The sequence below is a fragment of the Chitinophaga lutea genome, from assembly GCF_003813775.1.
GTDB classification, from domain to species: Bacteria; Bacteroidota; Bacteroidia; order Chitinophagales; family Chitinophagaceae; genus Chitinophaga; species Chitinophaga lutea.
The window spans coordinates 1,782,136-1,805,246 of record NZ_RPDH01000002.1; the positions used below are offsets into that span (position 1 = coordinate 1,782,136).

General features: G+C 54.5%; 14 protein-coding genes. 3 read left to right on the forward strand and 11 right to left on the reverse strand.

Annotated features, from left to right (window positions below):
* Window positions 1-133: 133 nt before the first annotated feature.
* Both EGT74_RS19450 and EGT74_RS19455 read right to left on the reverse strand, forming a co-directional pair.
* Window positions 134-2,512: a hypothetical protein gene (locus tag EGT74_RS19450; RefSeq protein ID WP_123848228.1), complete on the reverse strand. Its 2,379-nt coding sequence runs from the start codon at window positions 2,510-2,512 to the stop codon at window positions 134-136.
* 82 nt (window positions 2,513-2,594) lie between these two features.
* Window positions 2,595-3,452 (reverse strand): NAD(P)-dependent oxidoreductase, encoded by an 858-nt coding sequence (locus EGT74_RS19455; RefSeq protein WP_123848229.1) that lies wholly within the window; start codon window positions 3,450-3,452, stop codon window positions 2,595-2,597.
* 148 nt (window positions 3,453-3,600) lie between these two features.
* On the opposite strand from EGT74_RS19455, the gene EGT74_RS19460 reads away from it, so the two are divergent.
* Window positions 3,601-4,506: a DMT family transporter gene (locus EGT74_RS19460; RefSeq protein WP_123848230.1), complete on the forward strand. Its 906-nt coding sequence runs from the start codon at window positions 3,601-3,603 to the stop codon at window positions 4,504-4,506.
* Between the two features lie 57 nt (window positions 4,507-4,563).
* Here the strand turns inward: EGT74_RS19460 and EGT74_RS19465 are convergent, their stop codons facing one another.
* The 4 genes from EGT74_RS19465 to EGT74_RS19480 all read right to left on the reverse strand — a co-directional run bounded on the left by EGT74_RS19465 (window position 4,564) and on the right by EGT74_RS19480 (window position 9,408).
* Window positions 4,564-5,112, reverse strand: coding sequence for an outer membrane beta-barrel protein (locus EGT74_RS19465; protein ID WP_123848231.1), 549 nt, complete (start codon window positions 5,110-5,112; stop codon window positions 4,564-4,566).
* Between the two features lie 356 nt (window positions 5,113-5,468).
* Window positions 5,469-6,896: a Gfo/Idh/MocA family protein gene (locus tag EGT74_RS19470; protein ID WP_123848232.1), complete on the reverse strand. Its 1,428-nt coding sequence runs from the start codon at window positions 6,894-6,896 to the stop codon at window positions 5,469-5,471.
* Window positions 6,897-7,164: 268 nt separating this feature from the next.
* Entirely contained in the window at window positions 7,165-8,274 is a 1,110-nt protein-coding gene (locus EGT74_RS19475; protein WP_123848233.1) for an alkene reductase, read from the reverse strand.
* 12 nt (window positions 8,275-8,286) lie between these two features.
* The gene (locus EGT74_RS19480; protein WP_123848234.1) at window positions 8,287-9,408 is read right to left on the reverse strand and encodes an alkene reductase; all 1,122 of its coding nucleotides are present in this window, start codon (window positions 9,406-9,408) and stop codon (window positions 8,287-8,289) included.
* 100 nt (window positions 9,409-9,508) lie between these two features.
* Here EGT74_RS19480 and EGT74_RS19485 point away from each other — a divergent pair, with 100 nt between their 5' ends.
* Together EGT74_RS19485 and EGT74_RS19490 are read left to right on the forward strand one after the other, a co-directional pair.
* Window positions 9,509-10,408, forward strand: coding sequence for a LysR family transcriptional regulator (locus EGT74_RS19485; RefSeq protein ID WP_123848235.1), 900 nt, complete (start codon window positions 9,509-9,511; stop codon window positions 10,406-10,408).
* A 51-nt stretch (window positions 10,409-10,459) separates the two neighbouring features.
* Window positions 10,460-11,476, forward strand: a complete 1,017-nt coding sequence (locus tag EGT74_RS19490; protein ID WP_123848236.1) for a hypothetical protein — start codon at window positions 10,460-10,462, stop codon at window positions 11,474-11,476.
* Window positions 11,477-11,520: 44 nt separating this feature from the next.
* Here the strand turns inward: EGT74_RS19490 and EGT74_RS19495 are convergent, their stop codons facing one another.
* The 5 genes from EGT74_RS19495 to EGT74_RS19515 form a co-directional block, all read right to left on the reverse strand.
* Entirely contained in the window at window positions 11,521-13,047 is a 1,527-nt protein-coding gene (locus EGT74_RS19495) for a DUF5689 domain-containing protein (RefSeq protein ID WP_123848237.1), read from the reverse strand.
* A 36-nt stretch (window positions 13,048-13,083) separates the two neighbouring features.
* Entirely contained in the window at window positions 13,084-14,604 is a 1,521-nt protein-coding gene (locus EGT74_RS19500; protein WP_123848238.1) for a SusD/RagB family nutrient-binding outer membrane lipoprotein, read from the reverse strand.
* A gap of 11 nt (window positions 14,605-14,615) precedes the next feature.
* Window positions 14,616-17,882 carry a SusC/RagA family TonB-linked outer membrane protein gene (locus tag EGT74_RS19505; RefSeq protein WP_123848239.1) on the reverse strand — a complete coding sequence of 1,089 codons (3,267 nt, stop codon included), beginning with the start codon at window positions 17,880-17,882 and terminating at the stop codon, window positions 14,616-14,618.
* A 772-nt stretch (window positions 17,883-18,654) separates the two neighbouring features.
* Window positions 18,655-19,863 (reverse strand): Gfo/Idh/MocA family protein, encoded by a 1,209-nt coding sequence (locus tag EGT74_RS19510; RefSeq protein WP_123848240.1) that lies wholly within the window; start codon window positions 19,861-19,863, stop codon window positions 18,655-18,657.
* A gap of 357 nt (window positions 19,864-20,220) precedes the next feature.
* The gene (locus EGT74_RS19515) at window positions 20,221-23,046 is read right to left on the reverse strand and encodes an FAD-binding and (Fe-S)-binding domain-containing protein (RefSeq protein WP_123848241.1); all 2,826 of its coding nucleotides are present in this window, start codon (window positions 23,044-23,046) and stop codon (window positions 20,221-20,223) included.
* Between the last annotated feature and the right edge of the window lie 65 nt (window positions 23,047-23,111).

Below are 23,111 nucleotides of genomic sequence, written 5' to 3' on the forward strand. Positions count from 1 at the left end.
GTTGTAGTTGCGGTGATGCAACGCCCAGGCCTTTATCAATTCTGCGACAGGTAAAGGCTCACAGGCCCAGGCTATATACTTAAAAAGGGAAGCTGCATTCGCCGCAGCTTCCCTCCGGAATAAATGAGTTGTTTTAAAGCGCCGTCCAACCAGTAGTACCGGTGCCGGATTCTTTTATGTAAAAAGTACTGCCGGTTCCTCCGTCTGTACGCCGGTAGGTAGAGCCAACAGCCGCTGTCACCGCGCCTTCGGGAGTACCGGGACCGGCAAGGTCGAGCACATTGCCGCCGAAATTGGTTTTCACGGAGAAAGTTTCCCCGGCGAAGGGCACGATCACAAAGTAGGCCACATCGAGGCCGGTAGTGGCAGGGGTTAACAGCAGCTCACCGTTGAGGCCGTCCGGCGCGGTGCGGTGATCGGCTTCCACGCTGATGATCTGCCAGTTCGTGCCCACGGAGTGGGTTTGAGACACGTTGTAAGTCGTGCTGCCCGCAACATCCGCGAAGGCTAGCGTCACATCTTTGGTACCGCTTATACTTCTGACTTTGGCGTACAGCATCCAACGCATTTTAGGAAAATAGCGCCCGATCGTCAGCGTGTTCGCCAGTGTGCCAAACGGATTGCGGAGGCGCAGTGCGCCGGTTGCGGAGAAACGCACATAAGCATTCGCATCAAGCGCTGGGTCCGTCAGGTATTGCAATGCCGGACTGCCCACGTAAATCTGCGTGGCGGCCGGGAAAAACAGCACCTGGTCGCTCTGGTGCGGCGCACCGGCATTGCCTTTGAACACGTGATCGGGCCAGAAGCCACCGACCGCTTTCGACAAAGAGAAACGCGACAGGTAAGCAAAACTCTGCTGGGAATCGCCGCCCGTCTCATCCCGATGGAAGGTGATCTGGTTGTTCAGCCCCTGGTTATCGAGGTTGCTTTCTTTCCCCATCAGCCTGCCTTTGATGATGTTGCCGTCGCCCGGTACTTTCAGCTTGCTGTTTAGGTTGATACCAACGGCATTGAATACACTGTAATTGGTGTCGAAGGTGATGTAATTGTTCAGGGCGTTGTCCTGGATACTGCCGGCAGTAATGTGCCGCGGGCCGCTGTGCACGGTAATACCAAAACCCTCTATCCGTACGTATTCCCGGTTTTTCATGTAAGCAATGTCGAAGGGGCCTTCGGTGTACATTTCATCGAAAGAAACATTGGCGTTGGCATACCGGATCTTTGAATCGTAATTCAATACGCGGATAGCCGCGCGGCTCGACTGGCAGCCGAACGTACCGAACCCGCACTGGTAGATGTTGGTCACGCTCAGCCCGCAGCGCATGGTTTGCGCGGTGATCAGTTGCTGAATAGACCATTCATCGGCGGCAAATTCGATGCTTTTAGGATGGCCGCCGGCGGGTATCATAAACGTCTGCGGCGGCAATGCCCTCGGCGGTGCAGGGGGTTCGGAAGGATCGGGGGTGGGCTCCACCTCGGGATTGTCGGCCACGTTGAAGGCAATGGCAGCACCTCCCGCTGAAGCAGCCAGCTGGAAGGTGCCTGCACCGGCGTTGACGCCGGTCACGTAATAACGCTTGCGGGGCCGTATGGCCAATACACTCGCATCCGTGTCCGATACCAGCTGGCGCTCATTGACGTCGTAAAGCAGGGCCACCTGGTCGCCGTTGGCGGGCAGCGGCGTTCCAGTGAACGTGTTGGCCGCCGCGTCGATAGCCGTGATCTGCGTGGGCGAAAGGTCTTTGTGCGTTTCGGAAACCCCCATCACAAAACCGTAGTCGCACGACCGGATTTCAAGGCGGCCGTTGACGTTTACTTTGTAAGGCGCACCGGTGAAGAACACCCCGCAACCGCCGTAACCTGCGATGGTGCCGCCGCCGGATTTGGTGATGAACACATCTTCAAACAGGTAGCCCACGCCTTCGCCGGGCAGGTGGATGGCGCAGTTGCCGATCCGTTCACCGCCGAAGCCGACTCTTTTGTAGGTAGCACGACTGTCTGCGGAAGTTTCCAGCGTGATGGTGAAGTTTTTAATGGTGAGCTCTTCCACCTTGATGTAACCGGCTTCGCCGGCGCCTTTCCAGTAGAAGATGTCCTGCAGCTGCTTGCCGCGGATCCATACCTTGTTGCTGAGCCCTTCCAGCGAACGCACGCCGGTGATGTCGACCTTGCCGAGCTCATAAGTGCCGTCCGGGAAGAGCAGGCGTTTGCGCACGCCGGTGGTCCGGCAATAATCGAGCGCTTTCTGTACTGCCTGCGTGTCGTCAGTATTCACACCTTTGGCCCCGAACCATTTTACATTGACGGGGAATGTCTCTATCCGTATCCACCTGCCCGTGGGCTGGCCGGTGGTGAAAACGGTGCCGCCGTCTTCCCCGGCAGCTGACGTGGCGTTCCAGTAAAAATCTCCGCCGCCGCCGTCTGCCGGGGCATGATATCCCAGTACGGTTACCAGTTCATTGGGCGTTGTGCCCGTGTAGGCTTTCAAATCTGCAATGGTGTTTTTCGTCATGTTAACAAACATTTTGAGGTTATTGTATGCAGATCAAAAGTAACCGCGGGCTACGCAGTGAACGTACGCAGCAAGAATGTATTTATTTTTTCACGGCATCCTTTGCAATCACCGTCCAGTCGCTGCTGCCGAACCCTTTGGCAATCCAGCGATCCATTTCTTCCGCAATCGCCGGTATCACGGCCAGCGTACCGTTTTTCTCCTGCACGGAATTGATGAACAGCTGCGTGTCTTTGCGGGCCATATTCAGTTCCCACGATGGTTTGCTGTAGTCGCCGGCGCTCATGCGCTGCAGACGGGCTGGCATCATCTGCGCGGGGTTCCAGAGACTGAACAGATCGCCCACATCCTGCACGGACACGTTTAAGGCTTTGCCCAGTGCAAGCGTATCGGACAGGCCGGCGGTAAATGCCACGAGGAAGCAGTTCCCCACCAGTTTCATAGCCGCCGCCTTGCCTTCCTCCGCACCAAAGTTGATCACCTTACCGGTCATCTGGTCGAGCAGCGGTTGCACTTTTTCGATCACTTCCTGGTTGCCGGATACGAGCATAAAACCGCTGCCTTCCCTGGCGTTGGCCGGGCCCATGAACACCGGGGCGTGCAGGTAGGTGAAGCCGCGCGATTTCCATTCCGCGGTGCGCTGGATGGCGCCGGTGGCTGAAGTGGTGGTATGATCGATGATCATGGCGCCCGCTTTAAAACCGGGTGCGGCGGCGGCCAGCACATCATTCACGCTGTCGTCGTCTTTCAGCGTTACGTGGATATAATCGGCGCTTTTTACGGCCGCAGCCACGTCTGCCGACACAGCCGCGCCCAGCGCTTCCAGCGCGGCGGCTTTTTCAGGGCTTCTGTTCCATACCTGCACCTTTTCTCCCCTGTCCAGCATCGCTTTTACGAAATTTGTCCCCAGCAGGCCCATGCCCAGGAATGCTCTTGCCATATCTTTTTTTGTTTAAAGTTAAGCGAATCAGGGAAATCAGCCGTGTTACCGCCTCTCCCTCCGCTGTACGAATTTGAATACATTGCTTACATTCGTTGTGTACAGCAACCGTGCGAGTGGCCATATCTTACCCTGTTTAACGAACTATATGACCGGCAATCAACGTATCAAAGGGCTCATCAGCATTATATTCGTAATGCTCATCTGGGGCAGTTCCTTTACCGTCACAAAAATCGTGGTCACCGAAGTACCGCCCGTTATTTTCGCCGTCATCCGCAACATCATCGGTTGCCTCGCCCTCCTGCCGTTTTACCTGATACAGCGAACGAAAGTCAAACAGCCGCTGCCGTATGGAAAGCTGGTATTGATGGGGCTGGCTGGCACTACCTTCTATTATTTTGTTTTTAATACCGGGATGAAATATGTATCCGCCTCCACCGGCGCTTTGATCGAAGGCCTGGTCCCGGTAGCCATTGCCGTGCCAGCTGCGCTGATCCTAAAAGAGCATCTGCGGAAAACCACTATCGCCGGCATTGTGCTGTCTGTGACGGGGGTGATACTGGTGGGGTTCGTGGGGAATGCTTCCAAATCGTCCAACGCATTGCTGGGCAGTACCCTCGTGGTGTGCGCGGTGTGTCTGTGGAGCGTGTACACATTGCTGTCGAGAAGCCTCAAAGATGCAGATACCGTGCTGGTAACGACGGTAAGCACTTTTATCGGAACAGCGCTTTCCGTACCCGTAGGCATATACGAAGTGGTGCAGCACGGCATGCCGGAGATTCCGATGAAGGCCTGGCTGGGTATGACTTACCTCGGCATCTTCGCATCCGCCGTGGCATACTTTCTTTATAACCGGGCGCTGGAAAGCCTGCCGGCGGCGCAGGTGGGCAACTTCCTGAACCTTAACCCCGTGATCGGCACCACCATCGCTTTTATTTTCCTGAAAGAAACGTTTACCGGCTGGCAATTTGCCGGAAGCGTGCTGGTGCTGGCGGGCATATGGCTCAGCAGTATGCAGGGGAAGCGGGGAAAAACGATGAATATACCGCAATAGCAAAACGGCCCGCTCAAAAGAACGGGCCGTTTTCATTTTCATCAAAAACAAAATCAATTAGAATCTTGCAGCGATGCCCACTTTAATAACCGCCAGGTCGTAACCCACTTCAGAGAAAGCGGCAAAGTTGCGATGGAAGAAATAACGTGCTCCCACCAGTAAACCGGCATGCACCCTTGTATTTTTATCGGTCCGCTCTGCGGTTTCACCGCTGAGTTTGAATTTATTCTTTTCGAAACGGAGACCCAGTTGGGCAGCACCGTACACGTCGAGATTTTCAGGCAGATATTTTTCGAGATGCCAGGTGCCTCTCAGTGCGAACAGGGAGTTGTTCCATTTGCTTTCGTAGCCTGCAATACCACCATCATATTTTTCACTCTGGAAAGCAACGATAGCACCCACGCCTATACGGCCCGGGCCCGTCTGGAACGGCAGCATATGCTCATATGAAAGGCTCACGGCCGGAGTGGATTTGTAATTACCGGCATAACCCAGTGTGCTGGCGAAACCGACACCAAGCTGCAAAGATTGTTTGAAGTAAGCTGACTGAGCGCTTGCGGTAGTCATTCCGCAGAAAAGGGCGCAAACAAATAATACATGTTTCATGATAGAATTAGCACTTTAATGTGCGCGCAAAAATATTACAACCAGCCGTGTTATTCAAAAAAAATTAGCATGAGCGGTGAAAATACGGGGCTGAAGTGTTATCAGGCCGGATTAAGCCGCTATCTCCAAAGCCTTCACCCACAGCCACTTCGTATATGGTTCCGGGTTATGCCCCCTGTTTTCCGTTATAAAAAATTACCTGTTTCCTGGTATACGGCCGATTAACATACTGGTGCATGGCGATATACTTTTCATGTGGCCGGATGCCATACCTGAAAACCTGATCTTCCCGCCCAGACACCATAAAAAAGGGACAGCCTGTTATGGCTATCCCTTTTTTTTTATGGCAAAAAAGTTTACACTTTATAATACTGCTCCCAGCCTTTGCGAGGCGGCGGGCCTACCAGCAACTCGTTTGCGTGTTTATTATTGGTGATGATCTTTTTCTCGCGGTCGAATTCCAGTTTGGTATTCGTCCATTGTGCGAGCACACCGAGGCAGAATACCTGGCTCAACGGGCCTGCGATGGCAAACGGCGAGCGGGTCTGCTCTTGTCCCTTGCAGGCCAGCAGGAAGTTCGCAAAGTGATTGGACGGGCTTTGGGGCACCTCAGGCAGCCTGGAAGCCATTTCCTTTCCTTTTTCTTCCGGGATGATAGACAGCGTACTGCCGTGTGAACCGCCTTTAAAAGTCAGATCCTTGCCGTAAATGATTTTACCCGGGTTGAGCTTGGCCGGTTTGATAGCGCCGGTGCTCGGCGGGGGGATGTTCGGGTCGAGGCCGGACACGCCATAGCCTGCCGGAATCGGCGGAAGGTTGTCCACACCATCGTACCACATCACCTCTACCGCCGGCAGCTTGCCGCGTTTCGGAAATTTGAAGGACAGCGTGGATGAAGTGGGATAGAAAAAGTTATTATGCCCCGTCAGTTTGACGGGCGTCACTTCCGAAGGCAGGCCCATATCGAGGAACTGGTGGGCAGTGTCGAGGATGTGTGCACCCCAGTCGCCCAGCGCGCCCATACCGAAATCGAACCAGCAGCGCCATTGGCCGTTCACAAAATCTTTGTTGTACTGGTGGTTGTTCGTGGCCATTTGCCAAACGTCCCAGTCGAGGGTAGCCGGCAGCTGCTCGGCCGGCGGAAAGGCTTTGATGTTCGTATCCCAGCCGTGCCAGCGGCGCGGAGAGTTCATGTGGGCGGTGATGCTGGTCACATCCTTGATGATGCCCGCGTCCACCCAAGCCTTGAACTGGAAATAATTAGCTTCGGAGTGCCCCTGGTTGCCCATCTGGGTTACCACCTTGTTATATTTTTTGGCGGCCTTCATCATCAGCTCCACTTCCTGGAAGGTGCGCGCCATGGGTTTTTCCACGTACACGTGTATGCCCAGGCCCATGGCCATCATGGTAATGGGAAAGTGGGAGAAGTCCGGCACGCCGATAGACACGGCGTCTATCTGTTTGCCCATTTTATCGAACATTTGCCGGAAGTCCTGGAACCGCGGCACGTTCGGGAATTGTTTCAGGATTTTTTGTGTATGCGGCGCACCCATATCCACATCGCACAATGCCACGATATTGGCCAGGCCGGTTTTGTAAAGCGCCTCGGTGATTTCCGCGCCGCGGTTGCCGATGCCGATGCAGGCCAGATTTACTTTCTCATTGGGCCCCAGTTTGCGGGGCGCCGGCATTCCCTTTGCCATCAGGAGCCCCGGTGTGGCTACGGCCGCAGACGCCAGCATGGCCTGCTTCAGGAACCGTCTCCTCGAATATTCGTTATTCATAACTCAGCGATTTATTAAAGCTTGAACGGCCAAAATACTAAAAAAATGCACTTTTTCCATCGATTGCAAAAAATTATGAAAGGGAGCCCGGAGGCTCCCGCTGGTGTTTTTTATCCTGTCTGACGGTAAGATGATTCTGTTGGTGGTAATTTGCTCGCCGCGACGTTTTCCGGCGGACGAGGACCGGGGCTCCCCGTTGGCGACTCCTGTCTGCCTCTATTTTGCCGGCGCCAGGGGCATTATCCGGGCGGGGCTCAATGCTGCCGTTTCATTTATCCGCCGTCGCACTTTCCCTGTACGTTTCATAATCTGTATAACCATGCGCTGCCCCACCGTAATGGAGGTTCCGCTGAGGAGGTGTGAGCGCCCAGCCGTAACGGAGCCGCTCGGGCAGGTCGGGGTTGGCGATGAAAGGCTCCCCAAAGCCGGCCAGGTCGATCAGGCCGTCGTTAATGTATTGTTCGGATTTGGTGCGGTCCATCCCTCCTGTCAGCAGCAGCACCCCATTGTACGCTTTGCGAAAACGGGCGATGAACCCGTCGGGCAACGCGAAGCTGCCGCGCGACTGCTGGTCCATGATATCGATGAACGCGATGTGGCGTTTTCCCAGTTCCCGCGCCAGGTACTGATAGGTGTCTTCCAGTTCCGGGTAATGCGGCATTTCATGAAGGCCACCGTACGGGGTGAGCCGGATGGCCACTTTCCCCGCCCCGACGCGCGCAATGCAGGCATCGATAGCCTCCAGTAAAAAGCGGCTGCGGTTGTGAATGGAGCCGCCATATTCATCGGAGCGGATATTCACGAAAGGATTCAGAAACTGCTCGATGAGGTAACCGTTGGCGCCATGCAGTTCCACCCCGTCGAAACCGGCCGCGATGGCATTGGCCGCGGCGTTGGCGAAGTCGTTCACCACCTGCGCGATTTCCGCTACCGGCAAAGCTCTCGGTTTGGAGCAGGGCACAAAGTTCTCTTTACCCTGCTCGTCGTATGCCCAGGCGCTGGAATGCAGCGCCTGCAGGTCGGAAGCACTGACCGGCGCAATGCCGCCCGGCTGGTTGGTGATGTGCGACACGCGGCCCACGTGCCAGAGCTGCGCGAATATTTTCGTGCCTTTTGCATGCACCGCCTCCGTCACCAGTTTCCATCCTGCCGTTTGCGCCACGGTGTACAACCCGGGTATATGCAGCACGCCCGATGCGGTGGGAGAGATCGCCACCCCTTCGGTAATGATGAGGCCGGCGCCGGCTCTCTGGCGGTAATACAGGGCGTTCATGTGGTTGGGAATACCGTCCGGGTTACGTGCGCGGGTCATGGGCGCCATCACGATGCGGTTTTTCAGTTCGAGCCCTCTCTGCTGAAATGGTTCAAATAGTTTCATTGTCCGGGTGGTTTATGCGTTCAGTGTTGATGCTTTCTGGTAAGTGGGATAATCGGTGTAGCCGGTTTGGGTGCCACCGAAAAAATGGGCCCTGTCGGGTTCGTTGAGTGCCAGGTTATGCTCCAGGCGGTACGGCAGATCGGGGTTGGCTATAAATGGCCGCCCGAAAGCCACCAGGTCTGCCCAGCCTTTCTGAACGGCCTCTTCCGCCCGTTCGCGCGTGTATTTGCCGGCGTAAATCAGCGTGCCGTCGAACGCCTCGCGGTAAGCCTCCTTGAAAGCCGCCGGCATCACCGGTGCGTTGTCCCAATCTGCTTCCGCGATATGGATGTAGGCGATACCGATGCGATTGAGTAATTGCGCCGCCGCGATATAGGTTTCTTCCGGATGATCGTCTACCGCGCCCATCAGCGTGGTCAGCGGCGCCTGGCGCACGCCCACTTTCTCTTTGCCGATGGCGTCTGCTACGGCCGACACCGCTTCGCGGAGAAAACGCAGCCGTTTTTCCAGCGTACCGCCGTATTCGTCGGTCCTGCGGTTGGTTTGTGAGTCGAGGAACTGCTCGATGAGGTACCCGTTGGCGCCGTGCAGCTCCACCCCGTCGAAGCCCGCCTGCATCGCATTTTCAGCGGCGCGGGCATAATCGCGGATAATACTATGGATTTCAGGGACAGTCAGCTCACGCGGCATGGAGTGCTGGAGCATTTGTCCCGCCCCACCGTCCGGGCCTTTGCCGTCCGGGTCCACGAATACTTTGACGCCTTCCGCGAGTATGGCGGACGGAGCTACGGGTGCCTCGCCGTTCCGCTGGAGACTGGTGTGCGACACGCGCCCCACATGCCAGAGCTGCGCGAAAATCTTCCCTCCTTTATCGTGTACGGCAGCCGTCACCTTCTTCCAGCCTTTCACCTGGTCCGGCGTATAGATGCCCGGCGTCCAGGCATATCCCTGTCCCTGGCGGCTGATTTGTGTGCCTTCCGTGATGATGAGGCCGGCAGTCGCCCGCTGGCTGTAATACCTGGCCATCAGGTCCGTCGCCACATCGCCTGTGGCTGCCCTGGAGCGGGTCATGGGGGGCATTACTATCCTGTTCCGTAAAGTATGAATGCCCATTTGATAGGGTGAGAAAAGCATATTGTGATGTTTTTGTTGTTGAACACCACAAAATTCCGCTAACTTAGACTATTATAAAAATAACTTAACTTTGATACTTGTATCACAAAACTGATATATCATGTTACTGAACCTGGAGTGGCTCCGCACTTTTAAAGCGATTTATGAACACGGCACCCTTACCGGCGCGGCACAGGCGCTGTATGTGTCCCAACCCGGGGTAAGCCTTCACCTCAATTCGCTGGAAGCGTTCACGGGATATAAACTGTTCGACCGCTCGGCAAAAAAAATGGTGCCGACGGAACGGGGAAAAGTGCTTTATAATTTTGTGCTGGAGCCCATGACGAAACTGGAGTCAGCGGAGCAGCTGTTTCACAGAAGCACGATAGCCGACCGGGCAACGATCAGTATCGGGATGTGTTTCGAAACATTCCAGTTCACGCTGGAAGAGCACGTGTCTACCCTCCCGTTCAATGCCATCATCAAATTCGGTGAGTACAAACAGATGATCCATGATCTGGACAAAGGGTTGCTCGATCTCATCATCACCCCGCAACGGAGCGACGATTCCAATCTTGAATACAAGGCCTTTGCGCGGGAACGCATCGTGCTGGTATGCGGCTCAAAAACGGATACTAAAGGGTTGCTCCCGCTGCTGAAAAAAAACAAACTGGCGGAAGCGCAGGAGTGGCTGAAGCAACAGATCTGGTATAGTACGGCGGCCGATATGGAACATCTAAGAAAATTCTGGCAGGTGAATTTCCGTCATCATATCGACTTCAAACCGAACTACATCGTACCCAACATCAGCTCCATCGTACGCTGCCTGAGCGGCGGCGAAGGTTTTTCCGTGGTGCCTGATTTCCTGTGCCGGGCCGAAATCGAAGCAGGCGGCCTGAAACTGGCATGGGAAGGAAACAACGTACTGGAGAACACGCTACATTTCGGCACGCGCAAAAAGACTATTTATGCCAACGAGATCAACCTCGTGAAAGAGATTTTTATGAAAAAGATGGTGTAATGGGCTAAATTGTATCTTATAACCTAAACCTTTAACCCACATCCCTTGCAGATGAAAACAACACCCATCTTAGCTGCGCTGATGTTTGCCGCAGCGGCAACTTCCGCCCAAAACACATTCCCCACTTCCGGTCCTGTTGGTATCGGCGCAACATCCCCGGATCATTCACTGACCGTAAGGGGCACCCACCATAATTCCAGCATTCATGTGAATTACGACCACTGGGGCGACGCCCTGTACTCCGCATCGCTTTTGTTATGGGCCAGCGAACCAGGCATTAGCTACACCGGCGCAGGCATCGGTAACAATATATATAACGGGCCTACCGGCATCACCCGCAAATCAACGGCGCGCGGCGGTTCCTATATCCGTTTGCTAGACGGGCAGGTGAAAATACATACCGTCGATGTCAACGGCACACATTCCAACCCGCTGCACATGAGTACCGACGGCAAGGTAGGCATCGGGACGGAATACCCATTTGAAAAACTCTCCGTGATCGGCAACATCATGACCTGTTCGCCCTATCCGGGCTCCGGCCTTACGCCGCAGGCTGCCTGGGTAGGCTCGTACGCCACCAATGCCAACAGCTCACAGGTGGGCTTTGCCGGCATGAAAGTGGAATACGGCCGCCTTGGAGACCTGGATTTTAGTTCAACGCTGAAGTTCCTGACTTGCCGCGACAATGAGCCGGTGGAACGGATGACGATCGATGCACAAGGCAACGTGGGCATCGGCAAAGCGGCACCTGCGAATTACAAACTGGCGGTAGAGGGCACCATAGGCGCCCGGCGCGTTAAAATAACGCAGGAAACATGGGCCGATCATGTATTCGACAAAAGTCATCAACGCCCCTCACTGGCCGCACTGGATCAATACATCACCGCGCACCGTCATCTCCCCGGCATACCCACTGCAGCAGAGGTCAAAGAAAATGGCGTTGATGTGGGTGATATGCAGGCGAAATTGCTCGAAAAGGTGGAAGAGTTGACCCTCTACCTGATCGAAGAGCGGAAGCGGAATGACGCGCTGGAGAAGCGGATACGGCAACTGGAAAAAAGAAAATAAAAAAGCGGGCTGCCCTGATAGAGCAGCCCGCTTTTTTATTGATCTTATGGCAATTTCAGTTTAGTAGTACCCTCTCCTTCGATCTCCGTCAGTGCGGACGTTTTAGTGAGCATCTTATTGTTCTGCGCCCGCAGTTTGGTCCACCTGCCGAGCGATACATTGTATTCACCGCCGAGCATGTACCATTGCCCTTCCGTCGAGTATCCAAGGTTGAGCGTGTTGGTGCCGCTTCTGTAAAACGGCTGATCTTCCTGCGTGATGGGATTCTTCAGATCGTACCAGTCTGTATTGGTAATGCGATAACCGATGGCCGGAGGGCCGGCAGCATACAAACTTCCGCCCGTTCCTACCCAGATCACGTCTACCGGGCGCGACGTACCGGTTACCGTTGTGCCTGTAAATACCGCGATGCCGGATGCGTTGCCGCTGTTTGCGAGCAGGTTGCTGGTTTTGGTGCCAAAACCTTCGCCATTCAACGCTACGTAATCAAATGCCTTTATCCAGTTGGCTTCGGCAATGCTCGTGGAAGCGTCTCCATTGATCATTTTACGGGTGCCGCCTACATAAAAGATGGACCCCTTCGTCACTTTGCCACTGGTCAGGTTCATTTTATAGCTGCGCACACCGCCGGTGGCCCATCCGTTGGGGAGGAAGCCGGTAGGCGTGGCCGCGTTGGCGTTGTTGGAGGTAACGATGGAAAACGGCGTTACGGCGAAATCAATATCTTTGGTTGCCATGAACTGCATGTACTCATAACCACCGTCGGTGATGATGGTGGGATCCGCCAGGAAACCGGTGATCAGGATGGGAGATACCTCAATGGTAGAGCTGAGCGCCACCATATCTGCTGCGCTGCGCATGCGTAATTCAGGCACCGCCTTACCGTCTGCCCCTTCGGTATAAAAAGCGATACCGTATACGTTGGCCAGCACCGGCAGCTGGGTATTGGCAAACGAAGCGCCGGCTTCGGTATGCACTTTAATATAATCAAAACCGTCGTTGAGCACTTTGTTGCCGCTTAACACGTCGCCCGGCTGCGGTAACGGATCAAACCCGCCTTTCACCACCACGAGCAGGGTGCTCTCATAAATTTGCGGGTTGGCCACCAGTTGGGCGGTAGTGACGCGGTTCAGCGGGAAAGTGATATTGCTGGCCGCCTTTTTAATGTCGTCTTTCTTGACACCGGTGATTTGCAGCATGCCGTTTACTTTTTTCAGCGTGGCGCCTTCCACCTTTATGACCAGCGAGTCACCGGCCACATAATTGGCGGCTTCTTCCGTCGCAATGGCGATACCACGCAGGATATTGAGCCGGCGGCGGTCCTGCACGATCAGCAGGCCGGGCACCATGTTGCCGGCTCTGAAATCGGAGATCACGGTCACGGCAATTTTGTCGGAACCGAACATGTTTTCTTTGGTCAGAACCACATCTTTCCCCTTGTACATATTCCGGATATCGAATAACGCGATATACGGGGCGACATCGCCGCCGGGGTATGTATCCAGTTTGGCGCATCCCCAGAAGAAGACCAGGGCGGGCAGCAGGAACAGGTATATTGCTGATTTTTTCATTGTGCGATTTTTAAGATAATACCATGCTTGTTGCAGTTATGGTTTTTGCCACCATACCTGTGTTGAAATCACATCCGGGCCCTGGACAGCTATTGCCTGCCGGTAGTGGGTGGCGTTGGTCGACTGTACATACACCGGATAGGTCATACGGGCAGGCATCACTCCGTTGTTACGAAGGCCGGCGCCTTTCGGCAGAATCGGGTGCCCGGTGCGGCGGTATTCAAACCATTGCTGCAAGTCTGTTAAAAACAGCGCATAGTATTTCTGCAGATGAATCAATTCCATCTTCTGGTCCAGCGTAAAACTTTCCGACCAGTCCATATCGGCGGCTGCGAGATATGTTACAATGTCTACCGTCCAGTTGGGCAACCACTGTTTGATACTGGCCTGCGCACCGTTATTGTAATAAGTACTGGCAGTTCCGGTAATCCATCCTTTGGCAGCTGCCTCCGCGAGGATCAACTGCACTTCCGCATAAGTCAGGATCATGCCTGTCTGCGCTTCGGTCATCAGGTTAAAAGCGGACGTGGTGGAATAGAAATAAGATTTTTTGACCGGTGTTTCTCCCGGCACATATCCACTGGGCACGCCGAGATAGGCCCCTGAATAAGGCGCGATACGCCACCTGTTAAAGGAGTTGTTGCCCCAGGTAGGAATATCGATACGGGGATCGTTCCAGGTAGTGAGGTTGTTGATGAAAAACTCTGCAATGCCGGGCGCCCTGAAGTCCTGCTCCCGCACGCCCATCAAAGGAGAAACGTAAGGGCCCGCACCTGTCCAGCGCAGTATGGCCGACTCTTCTATTTTAGAGATAAGCGGATAGGCGGTGGTCGTAGCGATCTGTTTGATTTTGTCGATACACTGCTGCGCTACCTCTGCTTTCCCGGAAATTCTCATCAGCAAACGCAGGTACAGGGAGTTGCCGAATCTGCGCCATTTGGCGATATCACCGGAAAATACAGGATCGCTGTCTGCTTTCATCGGGTAGGTAGTTGTATTTACCGTCGCAAGAATCGTGTTGGCTTCTTCGAGTTTTTTGAAAATATCCAGGTAAATCTCCTTTTGCGCATCGAAAGGCGGTTCCACGATGGCGGAATCTTTGGCGAGGTTCGATTTGAAGTAAGGTACATCTCCATAGGTATCCGTGAGCAGGGAATATACCCACGACTGACAGATCAATGAAACCGCCTGGTAGGTGGGCGTTTTCGTCAGCGGCTCGCCAGCAATCCGGTACATATCCTTGAAGTTGCTCAGTTCCGCATACCAGGCATTGTACAGGTAATCGGACCAGGTGGCGCGGTAATCGTAGCGGAACACTTTGCCGTCCGCATCGCTGATATCTACCGTCACCTGCATCAGTTCATTGTTAAAGTTCCGGTTACGCAGCAGGTTGGCGGTGAGCACGTTCACCAGCGCCGGCGCCATCAATTGGGCGGGCGTTGCCTCTGGCGAGTTGTTCGGGTCGGTGTTGGTTTTCGTGAAATCCTTGGTGCACGAAGGCAATAAAATGCCCAGCACCAAAACAACAACCGTGATTTTATATATGATCTTCTTCATTGTTTTTCAGATTAGAATCCAACAGTTAAGTTAACGCCCAGTGTACGGGTAGAAGGGAACTGCCCGATCTCGAAACCCTGTACGATGTCGGTGCCGTTGAGGGTACCGAATTCCGGATCAAATACCGGCCAGTCCGTCCACATAAAGAGGTTACGTCCGTACACACCAACGTTGAGCCGCTGCAGGCGCAATTTTTTGGCAAGCTTGGGGCTCAGCGTGTAATCGAGGCGCGCTTCACGGAACTTGATGAAGTCGGTGCTGAAGGTGCTGCCTTCCGCATTGTCCTGACCGAAGTGCGAACGGTAGTACTCGTCAATGTCTGTAGCAATGACATCATTGGGGCGGTATTTACCGTCTGTGCCCATAATCACGCCCTTGCCGATGATACCGTTGTACCTGCCGGGCAGCGTTTTGGTGAGCTTGCCCTGTTCGGACAGTTTATAATGTGTCAGGGAATGGCCAACGGCACCAAACTGGCCGTCGAACAGGATATTGAGACGCCATTGTTTGTAGGCGAACTCGTTGCTCCAGCCGAGCTTCCATTTGGGAATGGTATTGCCGAGATAGATCACGTCTTCGGTCAGTTTGGCCCAGCCGGTTTGTGCATCGTAAATCACCTGGCCGTCCGGCGCGCGCTGGTAGCCCCTGCCATAAAGGTCGCCCATGCTGCCGCCTACGGTGGCCACGATCTGGCCGCCGGCTACAGGGCCCGTCTGCAACACTACAAAGCTGTCTACCAGTTCTTTGATGCGGTTGCGGTTCGCGGAATAAACAACGTTGGTATTCCAGCTGAAACCGTTTTTGTTCTTCACCGGCGAGCCGTTGAGGGTTACCTCGATGCCCCTGTTGCTTACAACACCTGCGTTGATGTAAGCCCGGCCGTAACCGGACGAACGGTCGATGATGCGCTGGAGGATCTGGTCTTTTGTATTGGCGGTGTATACGGTCAGGTCGATGCCCACTCGGTTTTTATACATCTTGATAGCTGTACCCGCTTCGTAGGTAATGGTACGCAGCGGTTTCAGGTCGGGGTTGGCCAGGGTGGAAGGCAAACGCAGACCGCCATTATACAGGCTGCCGGCAGTGGGATAGCTGTACGAGGTGAGGTAAGGAATGGTACCGCCGCTGCCCACGCTTGCCACGGAGAAGCGCAGCTTGGCGAAACTGATGGAATTCGGCAGCCTGAATGCATCGGAAGCAACGAAACTCATGGCAGCCGACGGATAGAAGAAACCGGCGTTGGTGGTGCGGGACGGTGTGGCCAGCACACTGTTCCAGTCCTGGCGGGCGGTCACATCCAAAAAGAGATACCCTTTATACGCTCCGGAAATCAGACCGTAGAAACTGTTAACGGCATATTTACTTTTCCAGGGCATGGACACCAGCGGACCGGCGTTGTTAGACATGGAATATACGCCGGGGTAAGTGAGCGAGTCGGCCCGCACCTCATCCCGGTTGTAGGAGTTCCGCAGCAGACTGCCGCCGGCAGTGGCCGAGATATCGAAATCCTTGTTGATCTTTTTGCTATAGCGCAGCAGGAAGTCTGAACTGGCTTCCTGTGAAAAGATGTTCTGCGTGCGGTAGCTGCCTTTCTGGAACTTCGCACCGGCGTCGAACGGACGGCTTTGCGCGCGCTGGTCATAAGAGAAGTCCATCGAGGTGCGCACCTGCAGGCTCAGTTCTTTGGTGAAATTATAAGAAGCCTGGATGTTACCGGTAACGCCATGACGGTTGGTGCTGTTGATAAACTCATACGCCACCGCAAACGGGTTTTCCGGGAAAGTGCTGTACGGGTAGCTGAGCTTCAGGTTCTCCTGGCCAAGCTGCCAGTAATTGCGCAGCCAGTCGAGGCTTGCATTCGGCTGCCAGAATATGTACCAGTACATAATGGACTGGTTGCCGTATCCCGCACCCGGTAGGTTATCGCTTTGTTTGTTAGTATAGTTTATTTTGGAAGAAATCGTGAGTTTGTCGTTGATCTTCGAATTCACCGCCATTGCAACCGTATTCCGTTTATAGCCGGTATTCGGGATGATCCAGGTATTGTTCACGTTCGTTACGGAGAAGCGGGCCGTCGTTTTATCGGTGCCGCCGTCCACGCTCACGGAATTGGTGTAGGTTTCTCCCGGTCCGAAGAATTTATTCGCCCCATTCACATACGGTACCCATGGCGTTCTTTCCGCACCCTGTTTTTGCGTAACGGGGTCGTACTGGAAAAACTGCTGGCCGTCGAAACGCGGGCCGTAGGCGGAGCTGGTGCCGCTGGTGCTGCCCCCGTCGGCACTGGCGCCGTATGAGTAGTAGGGAGCCCCATCGGTGCCCTGTCCGTATTCAAATTGCAGGTCGGGCCAGCGGTTCACTTCTTCCCGCGATGCGTTGGAGTTGATCGTTACGCCGAGGCCTTTTCTTTTGGAACTGCCGGATTTGGTGGTGATGATGATCGCGCCGTTAGCGCCGCGCTGGCCGTACAATGCTGCCGCGCTGGGCCCTTTCAGGATGGTGAGCGATTCAATGTCTTCCGGGTTGATATCATTGAGCCCGCTGCCGTAATCCGCCGGCATGTTATCGCTGCCGGTGCCGTAGGCAGATTCACCGCTGATGGCGCTGCGGCGGCCGCTACCCTGGTTCACCACCACACCGTCTACCACAATCAGCGCCTCATTGTCGCCGGTGAGATTATTTTCCCCACGGAGAATGATTTTGTTTGATGCGGTGGGGCCGCTGCCGGAGCGCACGAGATTCACACCGGCCACTTTACCGGACAATGCGTCCGACCAGTTGGAGGGCAGCGCTTCAGTGAGCTGCTCACCGTTGATCACCGGCGCCGAATAACCCAGCGCTTTTTCGTCGCGCTTGATACCGAGCGCGGTGGTGATTTCCACCTGTTGCAGCATTTTAGAGTCGGGCAGCATCTGTACGTTGAGGCGTTGCGTTTGCTGAACGGTGATTTCACGCGGCAAATAACCGAGGAAAGAAAATACGAGTACGCTGCCGGGACCGGAAAGCGTAAGCTGGAAATTCCCGTCTTTATCACTGGCGGTGCCCCGGTTGCTGCCCTTCTGCCGGATGGTAACACCAATCAAAGGTTCCCCCTTTTCGTCAGTCACCTTCCCCCGCACCACTACCGCGGAGTCGGCGCGGGCGGCGGGTTGCAGGATACGTTCTTTAGTTGTGTTTGCTGGTTGTAAAATGGCTGGGTGCCTTTCTGCAGGCTTACCCAATGCGGTGCCAAGGGCACACAATTGGAGGCCGGTGATAAGTAGGAAAAAATGTTTCATTCAACAAATTTTAAGGTAATGAACCCCTTGATATAGATAAACTGATCGCAGCGCGCCTGAAGTGGGCTTATTTACATGCGGTATCCTTTTGCCTGGAAAAGCCCGCGCGCTCATGTCCGGTATGCCAATAATATTTCTGGATTTTTTTCACGCAACCCTCGCGGGTGCAGTAGCGGCACAGGCAAATTCAACATACGACGATGCTCCGGCGGTACGGCAGCACTTGAAAAAAACGGTCGCACCACATGGCATGCAACAACACAACATCCTTTTTTCATGATGTTTCTGATTTTGGTCAATACACAAAAAAGCGTCCCCTTTCCGATGTTTATGCAAAACACCGGAAGGGCCGGCCAGCGGCCAACCTGAAAACGTAAATGCTTTTTGAAAATGCAGATCACCGGCATCGCTCCGGAGACCTCTTCTGAAAAAACCTGGCTAATAATATACCCGGCTTACCGGCCGGATATCGGTGGAATCATCATCTGTTTCTCACAATCCTATGGAACTGCCGCTAAAGTAGAGAAAAAAAGAAATTCAACAAAATTTAATTAAAGGTAAATAATCGTAACCTAAATGAAATATAGTGAAAGAAGTGATTGGTTGAGCTTTTCGCAGGCTACACGACGATGAAATACCTTACTATAAAGCATTTAGACGAACACTCCACTCTCCTGCCCATATTCTACAGGGTATCCGAAGGTTTCAAAAAGAAAATCCCGCGTTTGCAATGGCAAAGCGGGATGTCGAAAAAATTATCTACAGGGAAAAATCAGCCGTTATACTCGGGTTTCCAGACCTGCTGTTGGTGCGTATCCGCCGCAGTATTGCCCATAATGATGGCCACGGACGCCATATGCGCGGTAGCCGCGCTGGATGCGGGCTTTTTCCCGTCGCGGATGCAGGCGGCAAAATCGGTCAGGGCATAGATGGTCGGCTCGGGATTGGCCTCTCCAGGCGCCCGGTATACCAGCTCCTCCCCCGCCACCGGCACTTTCACGGTAGCGTTGGTCACCCCGTCGATCGTTTCCCGTTTGACGGTCCTGGGTTCAGGGTAAATCAGTGCTTTGGTGCGGGAAATATCTATGGTGGCTCTCGTGCCGAGGATGCGGATGTTGTAATCGCGATAGGCGTTGGACAGCATGGATGATACACTGGCCTGCACCCCGCCGGGATATTCGTAGACCGTGCGGATGCTGTCGTAGGTGTCGCGGCCGTCTTTCCAGAAATTGATGCCACCGGTGCCCACCACGCTCACAGGGTGCGTGCCGAGGAAATAATGCACCATATCGATCTGGTGCGCACACAGTTCGGACAACGGCCCTCCGCAATACTCCCGGTACATTCTCCAGTTGATCTTCCGCTCCATGGCCGGATCATTGTTCGGCCGCCGCCAGTTGGAATTCTGGTGATACTGGCATTCAAAGCCCGTGATGGTGCCGAGCCACTGTTCGTCGATCGCCTGTTTCACGCGTTTATACAGATCATAATACCGGTACTGGAAACCCACCTGGAACACCAGTTTGCTGTCTTTCACTTTTTTCAGCAGCGCGAGCGATTGTGGAATATCGTAGGTCATGGATTTTTCGAGGTATACATGTTTCCCTGCGTCGAGCGCGGCGCTGGCAATTTCGAAATGCGTATACAGCGGCGTGGCGATGATCACCGCATCAAGGTCTTTGTTGTCGAGCAGCGCTTTGTAGTTGTCGTACGACTTTGCATTGGGCGCAGCCTGTTCCATGCCTTTGGCAAGGTGGGCCGGGATGGGATCACAACACGCCGCCAGCTCCACTGCCGGTATCTGCTTCAGCAAAGTGGCCAGCCCCGTGCCCCTGGAACCGGTGCCGATCAGGCCGATGCGGACCTTCGCGGCCCGCGACGCGCCACGGAGTATCGAAGGAAGCCCCAAAGCGGCGCCTGACAAGAGGATACCGCCTGCCGTAATAAATTTTCTGCGTGAAAAAGAGACGTGTTTTTCCATGTGAATTACATTTTCCGGGTACGTAACCGAAAAATAAACAATTTCTTCGGTTTTCTATAATATTTTAACCCGGGCTGATGGGATTTTCCGCTGAAGTGGGACTGGAAGTTAGCCCTTCCCGGAAACGAACCGATCTGGCCCAACCGTACTGTAACGTAACTACAGACTTGTAACAGGTCGGGAAAATAAGGTTCCCTGCAAACAACGCATGGAGAAGTTCATTATTAAGAAAATCTGCAGAAAAGCCCCCTCTAAAACCCAATCGGGCTATCAGAAGAAATACCCGGAATACATTCCTTCCCTGAACAAAAAAGGAGCTGCCGCAGCAACTCCTTTTAATATTGTATCCAGTCATGTTTACACAGTGCACTCATTCACCATGTACAGGATCGATTCGTAGTTTTTATTCACCGCTTCCGTCATTGCCATTTCGCAGGTTTTGGTGGAGGAATAATACCCGGTGTACTCGTTGGCTTTTACTTCGCTGGCCTCGTGGAAGGTGGCGGATGCCGTCAGTTCAGGGAATAAAAAACCACGGTCGCCCGCCATCCCGCAGCAGCCGGCCTGTACGGGCACCGTTACCTTCTCCGCAAAGCGTTCCGCTATTTTCCGGAACTTCGTTTCCGTACCCATTTTCTTCAGAGAGCAAACGGGGTGCAGCACGATGTTTTCTTTTTTCACGCCCGGTTTGCAGGCGTTCATCACCATGTCGTGCAGGTAATCAACACTGTCTATGATCCGCAACTGATCGAAGCGCACCTGGTTTTCCGGCGTCAGGTGCGGACGGTGCCCATGCAGTGTGTACGCGCAGGAGCTCACGTCGATCACCACGGGGAAGCGGCCCTGCTCCGTGCTGTTCCACAATTGTTCGATAATACGGTTGGCAGTGAACTGGTAAGCGCCGCCGAACCCCTTCGAATGGAAGATCTGCCCGCAACAGCTGCCTTCCGCATTCTCCAGCACCTTCACTCCTATACCCGCCTTCGCGGATACCTCCAGGAAGGTTTCCATGATGTTCTTTTTACCGGTATGGGAACTGCCCAGCAGTCGCGAAATACAGGCGGGGAAATACACCACCGTCCCGTTATTGCCTCCGGCAGGCGCATGTTTCAGCGCCTTCAGGCTTGGCGGCGTAACGAACTGGTCAGACCATAGGGGTATGGCGGGGGATATTTTCCGCAGCAGCCGGGTAATGCCTGTCATGGCCTTGTGCCCCAGCACCGTGCTGAAGCCCATCGCTACTGTAAGACCGATGCGGGCGGCCTTTTCCGTCGCCCTGAAATGGCGGGCCACCCAAAGAGCGGTCTTGTTCGCCGAAACGGAGTGGTTTTCGCGGCGCAGGCGCTTCACCAGGTCGCCGGTATTGATGTCAACGGGACAGGCACCCGCGCATAATCCATCCACGGCGCAGGTATCCAGCACGTCGTACTGGTATTGTTCCAGCAACGTCTTACGATCCTCTTCCTTATGCGCCAGCTTCATCGCCTCCAGCGAACGCCGCACCACGATGCGGCGGCGGGGCGTGGTGGTCAGGTTACGGCTCGGACAAACGGGCTCGCAATACCCGCACTCGATGCAGCGGTCTACTTCAGCTTCCACCGACGGCAGCTGCTTCAGGTTTTTGATGTGCACTTCCTTGTCGCTGTTGATGATCACGCCGGGATTGAGCAATGCCAGCGGGTCAGCCGCAGCTTTGATGCGCTGCATGATCCGGTAGGCATCGCCGCCCCATTCGGTTTCCACGAAGGGCGCCATATTCCTGCCGGTGCCGTGCTCCGCTTTGAGGGTACCGTTATATTTTTTTACCACCAGTTCTACCACTTCCCGCAGGAAGCGGTCGTAGCGGTCGATTTCAGCGGCGTCGTTGAACGACTGCGTCACCACGAAGTGGATGTTCCCATCGCGGGCATGACCGAAAATGATGGCGTTATCGTAGTTATATTTTCTAAAGAGATCCTGCAGTTCGAGGATGGCGTCGCCCAGGGTATCGAGCGGGAAAGCCACGTCTTCGAGGATGACGGTGGTGCCGCTGGCCCTGACGGCGCCTACGGCCGGGAACATGCCTTTGCGCACCTTCCACAAAAACTCCCGTTCATCCGGGTCGATCGTAAATACCGGGGCGTTGAGCAGGGAAAGGCGGCCTGTTTCGGCGAGGAAACCGTTCACCCGCAGCTCCAGCTCCGCCACGCCGGGTTCCTGGAATTCGATCAGCAGGGCGGCCGCACCGGGTGGCAGCGTTTTGACGAAAGGATCCATGCCGGGCAGATGTTCTACGGCGCGCAGGGAAGCCCTGTCCATCAGTTCCACCATCAGCGCACCCGCATCCTTCAACGGCTGGATGGCCTGGCAGGCTGCGTAGATGTCGGGGAAATACAGCATGGCCGTGCTTTTGTACGGCTCGTCGGGAATGGTTTCCAGTACGGCTTCGGCAATAAAAGCCAGGGTGCCTTCCGCACCGATCAGGAGGTGCGCAAAAACATCGAGCGGATGTTCGTAATCGATGAGCGAATTGAGGGAATAACCCACCGTGTTTTTTGTTTCGTACTTGCGGCGGATAGTCTGGTACAACGTTTCATTCGCCAGGATCTCGCGGCGCAGGGCGGTCAGTTCGCCCGCCAACGCGGGACAGGCCTGCAGAAAACGGTCGTAGTCGCCGGGCGTTTCGGTGGAAAACGTCTGCCCGTCCGCCAGCATAAACCGGATAAAACGGGTGGTATGGTAGGAGTTGTATTGTACGCCGCAGCACATGCCGCTGGCGTTGTTCGACAAAATGCCGCCCATCATGGCCGCGCTGATGCTGGATGGGTCGGGCCCTATTTTGCGTTTGTATTTTTTCAGGTAAGTATTCACCATCGCCCCGGTGATGCCGGGTTGTACGCGCACCAGTTTCCCTTCTTCCGCGATGTTCATGCGGTTCCAGTACTGGCTGAGGTCTACGAGGATGCCGTCGGTGATCGACTGACCGGACAGGCTGGTGCCGCCGGTGCGGAACACCATCGGGATGTTGTGGGTATGGGAGAAACTGAACAGCGCCGCAATTTCGGTTTCATTGACAGGCTGTACGATGGCCTGCGGCACCAGGTGGTAAAAACCGGCATCCGCAGCATAGGATACCCTGTCAATCAATCTCGTTTTGATACGTGCTTCCGGTAAAATTCGTTGTAATCCTTCCGCTGGATGCATATGTATGTTGTTTTGACCTGCGTTCATCAGTCATCAAAGATCATAAAATTTATGTGAAAAATCCG

Bases quoted from the DNA above. Each gene is read 5' to 3' on its own strand.
- EGT74_RS19450 (WP_123848228.1), bottom strand. From the start codon at position 2,512: ATGACGAAAAACACCATTGCAGATTTGAAAGCCTACACGGGCACAACG.
- EGT74_RS19455 (WP_123848229.1), bottom strand. From the start codon at position 3,452: ATGGCAAGAGCATTCCTGGGCATGGGCCTGCTGGGGACAAATTTCGTA.
- EGT74_RS19460 (WP_123848230.1), top strand. From the start codon at position 3,601: ATGACCGGCAATCAACGTATCAAAGGGCTCATCAGCATTATATTCGTA.
- EGT74_RS19465 (WP_123848231.1), bottom strand. From the start codon at position 5,112: ATGAAACATGTATTATTTGTTTGCGCCCTTTTCTGCGGAATGACTACC.
- EGT74_RS19470 (WP_123848232.1), bottom strand. From the start codon at position 6,896: ATGAATAACGAATATTCGAGGAGACGGTTCCTGAAGCAGGCCATGCTG.
- EGT74_RS19475 (WP_123848233.1), bottom strand. From the start codon at position 8,274: ATGAAACTATTTGAACCATTTCAGCAGAGAGGGCTCGAACTGAAAAAC.
- EGT74_RS19480 (WP_123848234.1), bottom strand. From the start codon at position 9,408: ATGCTTTTCTCACCCTATCAAATGGGCATTCATACTTTACGGAACAGG.
- EGT74_RS19485 (WP_123848235.1), top strand. From the start codon at position 9,509: ATGTTACTGAACCTGGAGTGGCTCCGCACTTTTAAAGCGATTTATGAA.
- EGT74_RS19490 (WP_123848236.1), top strand. From the start codon at position 10,460: ATGAAAACAACACCCATCTTAGCTGCGCTGATGTTTGCCGCAGCGGCA.
- EGT74_RS19495 (WP_123848237.1), bottom strand. From the start codon at position 13,047: ATGAAAAAATCAGCAATATACCTGTTCCTGCTGCCCGCCCTGGTCTTC.
- EGT74_RS19500 (WP_123848238.1), bottom strand. From the start codon at position 14,604: ATGAAGAAGATCATATATAAAATCACGGTTGTTGTTTTGGTGCTGGGC.
- EGT74_RS19505 (WP_123848239.1), bottom strand. From the start codon at position 17,882: ATGAAACATTTTTTCCTACTTATCACCGGCCTCCAATTGTGTGCCCTT.
- EGT74_RS19510 (WP_123848240.1), bottom strand. From the start codon at position 19,863: ATGGAAAAACACGTCTCTTTTTCACGCAGAAAATTTATTACGGCAGGC.
- EGT74_RS19515 (WP_123848241.1), bottom strand. From the start codon at position 23,046: ATGCATCCAGCGGAAGGATTACAACGAATTTTACCGGAAGCACGTATC.